8 protein-coding genes are annotated in these 9,712 nt (G+C 72.3%); 3 read left to right on the forward strand and 5 right to left on the reverse strand.

Going from position 1 to position 9,712, the window contains the following annotated elements:
* Nucleotides 1-124: 124 nt before the first annotated feature.
* The 5 genes from ACZ4UB_RS07750 to ACZ4UB_RS07770 form a co-directional block, all read right to left on the reverse strand.
* Nucleotides 125-1,792 (reverse strand): bifunctional uroporphyrinogen-III C-methyltransferase/uroporphyrinogen-III synthase, encoded by a 1,668-nt coding sequence (locus tag ACZ4UB_RS07750; RefSeq protein WP_354380357.1) that lies wholly within the window; start codon nucleotides 1,790-1,792, stop codon nucleotides 125-127.
* Nucleotides 1,789-2,757 (reverse strand): hydroxymethylbilane synthase, encoded by a 969-nt coding sequence (gene hemC, locus ACZ4UB_RS07755; RefSeq protein ID WP_468068908.1) that lies wholly within the window; start codon nucleotides 2,755-2,757, stop codon nucleotides 1,789-1,791. Before hemC ends, ACZ4UB_RS07750 begins: the two co-directional genes overlap by 4 nt.
* Nucleotides 2,754-4,595, reverse strand: coding sequence for a glutamyl-tRNA reductase (locus ACZ4UB_RS07760; RefSeq protein WP_468068909.1), 1,842 nt, complete (start codon nucleotides 4,593-4,595; stop codon nucleotides 2,754-2,756). Before ACZ4UB_RS07760 ends, hemC begins: the two co-directional genes overlap by 4 nt.
* On the reverse strand, nucleotides 4,592-5,398 hold the full coding sequence (locus ACZ4UB_RS07765; RefSeq protein WP_467968372.1) for a redox-sensing transcriptional repressor Rex: 807 nt from the start codon (nucleotides 5,396-5,398) through the stop codon (nucleotides 4,592-4,594). The genes ACZ4UB_RS07760 and ACZ4UB_RS07765 overlap by 4 nt, the downstream gene beginning before the upstream one ends.
* 273 nt (nucleotides 5,399-5,671) lie before the next feature.
* Nucleotides 5,672-5,950 carry a glutaredoxin family protein gene (locus ACZ4UB_RS07770; RefSeq protein ID WP_468068911.1) on the reverse strand — a complete coding sequence of 93 codons (279 nt, stop codon included), beginning with the start codon at nucleotides 5,948-5,950 and terminating at the stop codon, nucleotides 5,672-5,674.
* Nucleotides 5,951-6,020: 70 nt separating this feature from the next.
* Between ACZ4UB_RS07770 and ACZ4UB_RS07775 the strand changes: the two genes are divergently transcribed.
* The 3 genes from ACZ4UB_RS07775 to ACZ4UB_RS07785 all read left to right on the forward strand — a co-directional run bounded on the left by ACZ4UB_RS07775 (nucleotide 6,021) and on the right by ACZ4UB_RS07785 (nucleotide 9,609).
* Nucleotides 6,021-7,001: an HAD family hydrolase gene (locus ACZ4UB_RS07775; RefSeq protein WP_468068912.1), complete on the forward strand. Its 981-nt coding sequence runs from the start codon at nucleotides 6,021-6,023 to the stop codon at nucleotides 6,999-7,001.
* Nucleotides 7,002-7,385: 384 nt separating this feature from the next.
* A complete protein-coding gene (locus ACZ4UB_RS07780) occupies nucleotides 7,386-8,207 on the forward strand; it encodes an ECF subfamily RNA polymerase sigma factor, BldN family (RefSeq protein WP_354380351.1) in 822 nt (273 codons plus the stop codon).
* Between the two features lie 190 nt (nucleotides 8,208-8,397).
* On the forward strand, nucleotides 8,398-9,609 hold the full coding sequence (locus ACZ4UB_RS07785) for a DUF5667 domain-containing protein (protein WP_468068913.1): 1,212 nt from the start codon (nucleotides 8,398-8,400) through the stop codon (nucleotides 9,607-9,609).
* The last annotated feature ends 103 nt before the right edge of the window (nucleotides 9,610-9,712 follow it).

Consider the following 9,712-nt stretch of genomic DNA (forward strand, 5'->3'; position numbering starts at 1 on the left):
CCTGCCCCTTTTCCTCTTGTTGTCTTCCCCCCCCCCCCCCCCCCCCCCCCCCCCCCCCCCCCCCACCCCCCACCCCCCCCCCCCCCCCCCCCCCCCCCCGGGCCCCAGTGGGGGAAGCTCAACCTCAGGTCGTACGACGCCTACGCGCCCCCGGCCGGCGTTCGCTCGGCCGGCACACGACCTCGCCGGCCTCCTTGGCCGCGTCACGGCGCGCCGCGCCGTACTCGGCCAGCGCCTCCGCCAGCTTCGAGACGCTCGGCTCGGGCGACAGGACGTCGACCCGCAGGCCGTGCTCCTCCGCCGTCTTCGCGGTCGCCGGGCCGATGCAGGCGATGACGGTCACGTTGTGCGGCTTGCCGGCGATGCCGACCAGGTTGCGCACGGTGCTCGACGAGGTGAAGAGCACCGCGTCGAAGCCGCCGCCCTTGATCGCCTCGCGGGTGTCCGCCGGCGGCGGCGACGCGCGCACGGTCCGGTAGGCCGTGACGTCGTCGACCTCCCAGCCCAGCTCTATCAGGCCGGCGACCAGCGTCTCGGTCGCGATGTCGGCGCGCGGCAGGAAGACGCGGTCGATCGGGTCGAAGACCGGGTCGTAGGGCGGCCAGTCCTCCAGCAGGCCCGCGGCCGACTGCTCACCGCTCGGCACCAGGTCCGGCTTCACGCCGAACTCGACCAGCGCGGCGGCGGTCTGCTCGCCCACCGCGGCGACCTTGATGCCCGCGAAGGCGCGCGCGTCGAGCCCGTACTCCTCGAACTTCTCCCGCACCGCCTTCACCGCGTTGACGCTCGTGAAGGCGATCCACTCGTAGCGGCCCGTCACCAGGCCCTTGACCGCGCGCTCCATCTGCTGCGGGGTGCGCGGCGGCTCCACGGCGATGGTCGGCACCTCGTGCGGCACCGCGCCGTAGGAACGCAGCTGGTCGGAGAGCGAGGCGGCCTGCTCCTTCGTCCGCGGGACGAGCACGCGCCAGCCGAACAGCGGCTTCGACTCGAACCAGGCCATCTCCTCGCGCCGCGCGGCGGCGCCGTGCTCGCCGACCACGGCTATGACCGGCCGGGAGCCCTCGGGCGAGGGGAGCACCTTGCCCTGCTTGAACACCTGGGCGATGGTGCCCAGGGTCGCGGTCCAGGTCCGCTGGCGGGTCGTCGTACCGCCCACGGTGACCGTCAGCTCGGTGTCGGGCTTGCGCCCGGCGCTCACCAGCTCGGCGGCGGCGGCCGCGACGGTCTCCAGGGTCGCGGAGACCACGACCGTGCCGTCGCTGGAGCCGACCTCGCTCCAACAGCGCGACGAGGCGTTCTTCGCGTCGACGAAGCGCACGTCCGCACCGGACGCGCCGCGCAGCGGCACACCGGCGTAGGCGGGCACGCCGACCGCGTTCGCGACGCCCGGCACGACCTCGAAGGTGATGCCCTCGTTGATGCAGGCCAGCATCTCCTCGGCGGCGTTCCCGTCGAGGCCGGGGTCGCCCGCGACCGCACGGACGACCCGCCTGCCGGAGCGCGCGGCCTCCATGACAATATTGGCCGCATCCCGGATCACCGGGACCCCGGCGGCCGCCGACTTCTCGTCGGCGACCGTCAGTTGAGGCGTGTCGACACCCGTGCGCGCATGCGTACGGACGACTTCCAACACCTCCGGCTCAGCGACCAGAACGTCGGCCGCCGCGAGGGCCTCGACCGCGCGCAGGGTCAACAGACCCGGGTCGCCCGGACCGGCACCGAGGAAGATGACCTGTCCGTGCGCGGGAACGGCCGCGAAGGCGGGAGTGGTGGGACGTGAGGGGTTCACAGGGATCGCTCCCCCATCAGACCGGCCGCGCCCTTGGCCAGCATCTCGTCCGCGAGTTCGCGGCCGAGCGCCACTGCCTCTTCGTACGAGTGGGGGACGGGTCCGGTGGTGGACAGCTGCACCAGCGTCGAGCCGTCGAGCGTTCCGACGACGCCGCGCAGGCGCATTTCATTGACAGTCTGCCCGTCGGCCAGCAGGTCGGCGAGCGCGCCCACGGGGGCGCTGCAGCCGGCCTCCAGGGCGGCGAGCAGGGAACGCTCGGCGGTGACGGCGGCCCGCGTGTACGGGTCGTCGAGCTCACCGAGCGCGGCGATGAGGTCCGCGTTGGACGCGAGGCACTCGACCGCGAGGGCCCCCTGGCCGGGGGCGGGCAGGACGTTGTCGACCGACAGGAGCTCGGTCGCCTCGTCGCCGCGCCCGATCCGGTTGAGCCCGGCGGCGGCCAGGACCACCGCGTCGAGCTCGCCACCGCGCACGAAGCCGATGCGGGTGTCGACGTTGCCGCGGATCGGGACGGTCTCGATGACCTTGCCCAGCGCGCGGGCGTAGTGGTTCAGCTGGGCCATGCGGCGCGGCGAACCGGTACCGATGCGCGCACCGTCGGGCAGCTGCTCGAAGGTCAGGCCGTCGCGCGCCACGAGCGCGTCGCGCGCGTCCTCGCGCTGCGGCATCGCGGCGATCACCAGCTCGTCGGGCTGCGCGGTCGGCAGGTCCTTGAGCGAGTGCACGGCGAAGTCGACGTCGCCCCGCAGCAGCGCGTCGCGCAGCGCGGTGACGAACACACCGGTCCCGCCGATCTGCGCGAGCAGTTCCTTGGAGACGTCGCCGTACGTCGTGATCTCCACGAGTTCGACGGGCCGGCCGGTGACGGCACGGACCGCTTCGGCGACGTGTCCCGACTGGGACATGGCCAGTTTGCTGCGCCGTGTCCCAAGCCGCAGCGGCTGGTCGGGACGTGAGTTCATGATGCCCGTCCTGGGTCGTCGTCGTTCTTCGGATCGGCCGCGTCAGCCCGGCTGACGGATGCCACCGTCTGCGGGTCGAGGTCGAAGAGTTCGCGCAGCGCCTCCGCGTACCCGGCGCCGCCGGGCTCGCTCGCGAGCTGCTTGACGCGCACGGTCGGCGCGTGGAGGAGCTTGTCGACGACGCGGCGCACGGTCTGGGTCACTTCGGCCCGCTGCCGCTCGTCGAGATCGGGTACCCGGCCGTCGAGCCGCGCCACTTCCATGGCCACCACTTCGGCGGCCATCGCGCGCAGGGCGACGACGGTGGGGGTGATGTGCGCCGCGCGCTGGGCGGCGCCGAAGGCGGCCACCTCGTCCGCGACGATCGTGCGCACGGCGTCCACGTCGGCGGCCATCGGCGCGTCGGCGGAGGCTTCGGCGAGCGACTCGATGTCGACGAGGCGCACCCCGGGGATCCGGTGCACGGCGGCGTCGATGTCGCGGGGCATCGCCAGGTCGAGGAGCGCGAGGCGTACGTCGGCCCGCGCGTCCAGGGCCCGCCCGGTGCGGCGCGGCTGGCGCTGCGCGGCGGCCTCGCCCTGGTCGGCCCAGGTGCCGTGGAGTTCGAGCGCGGTCGCGTCGACCCCGGTGAGCGCGGACCGCCCGTCGGCACTGCGCGCGGGATCCGCGGCGAGCGCGTCGAGCCCGACGGGACACCCGTCCGTCTCGGCGACGGCAGCGGCGGTCAGGGTCCGAGCGGCCCCGGCATCAGCCAGCCGCCGCCCCCCTTCGGCAGCGGCAACGAGCCGCGCGACGACCTCGGCGTTCCGGAGCCCGGCGGGGGCGGAATCCAGCCCCGCCGGCGATTGAGGCGCGGGGTCCGGGGCAGAGCCCCGGGAGCCCGGCACGGCTCCCGCCTCGGCCACATCCAGCCCGGCCGGAGCCAAACCCAGCCCCGCCGGCGTGTGAGGCGCGGGGTCCGGGGCGGAGCCCCGGGAGTCCCGCAGGACACCCCCGGCCTCGGCCTCGGCCTTGGCCAGCGCGGCCACCACGTCGTCCCCGGTCAGCACGAGCCCGGTCGCCCCGGTACAGGACACGACCACGTCGACTCGTGTCAGCTCCTCGGCCACGTCGGCCATGGACACGACCCGCGCGACAGAGCCACCGCCCCGCAGGATCTCCACCAGCCGCTCGGCCCGCGCAGCGGTCCGGTTCGCGACGGCGATCTCCGCCACCCCGACCCGCGCCAGCGTCGCCGCGGCCAGCGAGGACATCGACCCGGCACCGATCACCAGCGCCCGCTTGCCCACGGCCCACTCGGCCACCGGCACCCGCACGGCCAGCTGCTCCAGCCCGAAGGTGACGAGCGACTGCCCGGCCCGGTCGATGCCGGTCTCCGAGTGCGCCCGCTTGCCGACCCGCAGGGCCTGCTGGAAGAGGTCGTTGATCAGCCGGCCCGCGGTGTGCAGTTCCTGCCCCAGCGCGAGCGCGTCCTTGATCTGCCCGAGGATCTGCCCCTCGCCGACGACCATCGAGTCCAGCCCGCACGCCACCGAGAAGAGGTGGTGGACGGCCCGGTCCTCGTAGTGCACGTAGAGATAGGGGGTGAGCTCCTCCAGCGCGACACCGCTGTGCTGCGCCAGGAGCGTGGACAGCTCGGCGACACCGGCGTGGAACTTGTCCACGTCGGCGTACAGCTCGATCCGGTTGCACGTGGCGAGCACGGCCGCCTCGGTCGCCGGTTCGGCGGCCAGGGTGTCGTGCAGCAGCTTCGCCTTGGCGTCGGTGGAGAGCGAGGCCCGCTCCAGCACGCTGACGGGCGCGCTGCGGTGGCTCAGCCCTACGACGAGCAGACTCATGCCGGCATCACCGCCGGTACGTCGCCCTCCGGGCCGCTCTTGCGCGTCGGGGCGGCGGAAGCGGCCGGGGCACGGGTGGCGGCCGGCTGCGGCGGGGCGGGCACGACGCCCTCGTCGGCCGCCGCGGCCGCGGCGGCGCCCTCGCCGGCCTTGCGCTGCTCGTGGAAGGCGAGGATCTGCAGCTCGATCGAGAGGTCGACCTTGCGCACGTCCACGCCCTCCGGCACCGACAACACGGTCGGCGCGAAGTTCAGGATGGAGGTCACGCCGGCCGCGATCAGCCGCTCGCTGACCTGCTGGGCGGCGCCCGCCGGGGTCGCGATGACCCCGATGGAGACGCCGTTCTCCGAGATGATCTTCTCCAGCTCGTCGGTGTGCTGGACCGGCATGCCCGCGACCGGCTTCCCGGCCATGGCCGGGTCGGCGTCGATGAGCGCGGCCACGCGGAAGCCGCGCGAGGCGAAGCCGCCGTAGTTGGCGAGGGCGGCGCCGAGGTTACCGATGCCGACGATGACGACCGGCCAGTCCTGGGTCAGCCCGAGCTCGCGGGAGATCTGGTAGACGAGGTACTCCACGTCGTACCCGACGCCGCGGGTGCCGTAGGAGCCCAGGTAGGAGAAGTCCTTGCGGAGCTTCGCGGAGTTGACTCCGGCGGCGGCCGCCAGTTCCTCGGAGGACACCGTGGGTACCGAGCGCTCGGAGAGCGCCGTGAGGGCGCGCAAGTACAGCGGAAGCCGGGCGACAGTGGCCTCGGGAATACCTCGGCTGCGGGTCGCCGGTCGGTGAGTTCGGCCAGTTGCCACGATGCTCCTGCGGGATGAGCGGGGCTGCAGGTGGCCTCTTGTCCCAGGACCACCCCGTCGGAAGCAGGCTATGTCTTTGTGAACGCGTGCACAAAGATAGTGTCCAATTTGTCCGAGCAAAGTGACCGGGGTCACGCGCCCCGGGCACCTCGACGCGGAACCACCGCCGCGCCGAACCCGTTCAAATCCCGAAGGGGGCAAAACCGTACACATCCCTCATCGATACGCCCCCGAGACCCCATAAATCGCCCACGATGGTAACCGGCGGAGGGGTCAGCCCCCCAATGCCCGACGGAGCCGGTCAGGGTTCACCCTCCAGAAGGTGTGCTGTTCGCCATCGATCAGAACCACCGGAATTTGCTCCCAGTACAAGCGGTACAGCTCCTCGTCCCGCGAGATGTCCTTCTTCTCCCATTGCGCACCGGTGTCGGCGCACACTTTCTCGATCACTTCCTGGGCGTCGTCACAGAGATGGCACCCGGGCTTACCGATCAAGGTGACCATCCGCTCTGCCGGACTCTTCTTTTCCTTGCGGCGCAGCAAAGGGCTCATGCACCCATTGTTCACGCCCTGGAATCCGGCGGGTTCGGGAAGTTCCGAACACAGTGGCTATGCTCGCGTCATGGCCGCTCTGGGATGGCTCACCCCCCGTAGGCGCTCCGCCACCGCGCGGAGCGTGCTCGCCGGCGAGGCTTCTGCCGAGGCCGCCCGCAAGACCGCGCTGGCCGAGGATCCGGCCGCGATCGGCTTCTCCCTGGACTCCGTGGACCCGCAGGAGACCGGGGCCCCCGAGGTTGCGGAGCCCGTCGAGCCCGAGTTCCCGGTCGCCGGCGACGAGCTGGCCGCCGCCTTCTTCGACCTCGACAACACCGTCATGCAGGGCGCCGCGATCTTCCACTTCGGCCGCGGCCTCTACAAGCGCGAGTTCTTCCGCCGCCGCGAGCTGGCCCGCTTCGCCTGGCAGCAGGCATGGTTCCGGCTCGCCGGGGTCGAGGACCCCGAGCACATGCAGGACGCCCGCGACAGCGCCCTGTCCATCGTCAAGGGCCACCGGGTCTCCGAGCTGATGTCGATCGGCGAGGAGATCTACGACGAGTACATGGCGGAGCGGATCTGGCCGGGCACGCGCGCCCTGGCCCAGGCGCACCTCGACGCGGGCCAGAAGGTGTGGCTCGTCACGGCCGCCCCGGTCGAGACGGCCACGATCATCGCCCGCCGGCTCGGCCTGACCGGAGCGCTCGGCACCGTCGCCGAATCCGTGGACGGCATCTACACCGGACGCCTCGTGGGCGAGCCGCTGCACGGACCCGCCAAGGCCGAGGCCGTGCGCGCGCTGGCCGCCGCCGAGGGCCTCGACCTCGCGCACTGCGCCGCGTACAGCGACTCGCACAACGACATTCCGATGCTGTCGCTGGTCGGACATCCGTATGCGATCAATCCCGATACAAAACTGCGCAAGCATGCCCGGGCGCACGACTGGCGACTGCGCGACTATCGCACCGGCCGCAAGGCCGTGAAGGTCGGCGTCCCGGCGGCCGCCGGGGTCGGCGCGATCGCGGGCGGCGCGGCCGCCGCGATCGCCCTGCACCGCCGCCGCAAGTAGCCCTCAGCGGCCCCTCCTGCGGCAACCACGGGCGTCCCGCCCGTCCGACACGCCCCGCGCGCCCGACTCCCGGGCCCGCGACGGGCATTCCTCCCGTCTACCCGCGCCCCGGGCGCGGCATTCCGGCATGCCCGACTCGGTCGCGAGCAGCCCTGGAAGCCACCATTCCGCGTGCAGAAGTGATCAATAACTGATCACCGAGTGCGACTGAATATGCCCTGGACACGCAACAGAAGCGACGGAACCGGTGATTTGAGCAACTAGGTGTAGCGCTGCCTGTACGAAGCGTTATTCTCCTCAAACGCATGCCACCGCCCATTCGTCGCCACGACGAGTGAACGGTCCCGCACTGCACGTGATGGAAGCTCTGCCTCTGGGAGTCTCGTGTACCCACCTGTCGGGGTTGACGCCTCGGGCCTGGCTACGCTGCGCGCAACGGTCTTCGACCACCTGCGTGGCTTCGTCCCCACCGCGTACGCCGTCCCCGTTTTCGCCGCCTCGGTCCCCGCCGGCCTCGGCCCCGTAGGTCCTTGCTATGCCCTGACGGATGGCGGAGCGACCGTGGGCAGACGCGGCCGCGCGGGCGCCGGATCAACCGGATCAAGCAGTGGCACCGGTACGACCACACCGACCGCCCGCCGTCCCACCGCGGACAGCGACAGCGCCCGGATGATGGACCTGGTCGAGCGCGCCCAGGCCGGTGAGGCCGATGCCTTCGGTCGGCTGTACGACCAGTACAGCGACACCGTCTACCGCTACATCTATTACCGCGTCGGCGGCAAGGCGACCGCGGAGGACCTCACCAGTGAGACCTTCCTGCGCGCGCTGCGCCGCATCTCCACCTTCACCTGGCAGGGCCGCGACTTCGGCGCCTGGCTCGTGACGATCGCGCGCAACCTGGTGGCGGACCACTTCAAGTCCAGCCGCTTCCGCCTCGAAGTCACGACCGGCGAGATGCTGGACGCCAACGAGGTGGAGCGCAGCCCCGAGGACTCCGTCCTGGAGTCCCTCTCCAACGCGGCGCTGCTGGAGGCCGTGCGCAAGCTCAATCCCCAACAGCAGGAGTGCGTGACCCTGCGCTTCCTGCAGGGCCTCTCGGTCGCCGAGACGGCCCGGGTGATGGGGAAGAACGAGGGCGCGATCAAAACCCTGCAGTACCGGGCGGTCCGGACCCTGGCCCGACTCCTCCCGGACGACGCCCGCTGACCATGACGCTGTGGTCCGATCATCCTTCGTCCGTAACCCAAGTGCCGCGTCGCTCGTTGTGCGGAATGCAGGCTCCCTGTGGACATGCCCTGCCCGAAGGCGATCACCCGAAAGGGTGGATCCGCTCAAGGAAGGCAACCTTCCGGACACCCCGGGGAGTCGATCGTCATGACGAGAGGAGGTGCCGCCAGTGATCGCGAACGTTTCTCCGCACCGGCGGGCGAACGCCTTCGCCCAGGCCCTGGAGGATCGGACCCCGTCCGAACCCTCGGAACCGGAGCCGGCGGCCGAGCAGTCCGAGGCACCTGCCGAACCTGCCGACTGCGACCGGTTGTTGGCCCTGGCGAGCGCGCTCGGCGAAATGCCACGCCCGCAGATGGACGCCGACGTCAAAGTGGTGCAACGAGCGCAGCTCGTGGCCGCCATGGAGACCATGGTGATGGAGGAGAGGTCGGGGGGCGGTGCCGCCTCGGACCCTCAGGTGCCCGAACAGCGGACCGGTCGCGGCGCCCACCGGGCGACCTCGCTCCGGAAATTGCGGCCCCGCTCCCGCTGGTCCAAGGGCATCGCAGCGGGCGGCCTCACGGTCGGTGTGGCCGCGGGAGCCTTCAGTGGGGTGGCCGCTGCCAGCACCGACGCCCTGCCCGGTGACTCCCTCTACCCGGTCAAACTGGGCATGGAGGACATCAAGCTGGGCATGGCCGACGACGATTCGGACCGGGGCGAGCTCTATCTCGACCAGGCCTCGAACCGCCTGTCGGAGGCCCGTCGGCTGATGGAGCGCGGCAGGTCGCCGGGCTCGCTGGACCACGAGGTGCTGGGCGAGATCCGCCGAGCCCTCGCGGGCATGAAGCACGACGCGGAGGAGGGCCACCGGCTCCTCCAGTCGGCCCACGAACGGGACGGCTCGCTCGGTCCGATCCAGACCCTGTCGTCCTTCTCCCGCTCCCACCGCGACGCGTGGGGCAGGCTCCGCGAGAAGCTCCCGGTCCAGCTCACGGACGTGGGAGAACAGGTCACGTCGGTCTTCCAGGCCATAGACGATGACGTCGAGCCGTACCAGGGGCTGCTGCCCAAGCCGCCGGAGCAGAGTCGCGGACCGGGCTCGTCCGGCACCCCGGCGAAGCCCGGCACCAGCGGCAAGCAGCACTCCGCGCCCCCGGCCACGGGCACCGGCCCGTCCGGTGGCTCCACGGCTCCCGCGCCGTCTCCCTCGGGCTCCCCGTCCGCGGGCACCGGCGGCCTCATCGGCGGCGCCGACGGCCTGCTCAACCCGCCGGGGGCGGGCGGCGACCAGCTGCCACCGGTCGCGCCGGAGATCCCGCGCCCGGAGATCACCCTCCCGCCCCTGCTCCCGGGCCTGCTGCCGGGCCTGGGCATCAAGGGGGAGAACGCCGACTGACGCGGAACGCCGCAGCGGGGGGGGGGGGGGGGGGGGGGGGGGGGGGGGGGGGGGGGGGGGGGGGGGGGGGGGGGGGGGGGGGGGGGGGGGGGGGGGGGGGGGG

The sequence above is a fragment of the Streptomyces sp. NPDC028419 genome, from assembly GCF_055565515.1.

What these genes read in the sequence shown, in the direction of transcription:
- hemC (WP_468068908.1), bottom strand. Translation starts at nt 2,757, where the DNA reads ATGAACTCACGTCCCGACCAGCCGCTGCGGCTTGGGACACGGCGCAGC.
- ACZ4UB_RS07760 (WP_468068909.1), bottom strand. Translation starts at nt 4,595, where the DNA reads ATGAGTCTGCTCGTCGTAGGGCTGAGCCACCGCAGCGCGCCCGTCAGC.
- ACZ4UB_RS07770 (WP_468068911.1), bottom strand. Translation starts at nt 5,950, where the DNA reads ATGAGCCCTTTGCTGCGCCGCAAGGAAAAGAAGAGTCCGGCAGAGCGG.
- ACZ4UB_RS07775 (WP_468068912.1), top strand. Translation starts at nt 6,021, where the DNA reads ATGGCCGCTCTGGGATGGCTCACCCCCCGTAGGCGCTCCGCCACCGCG.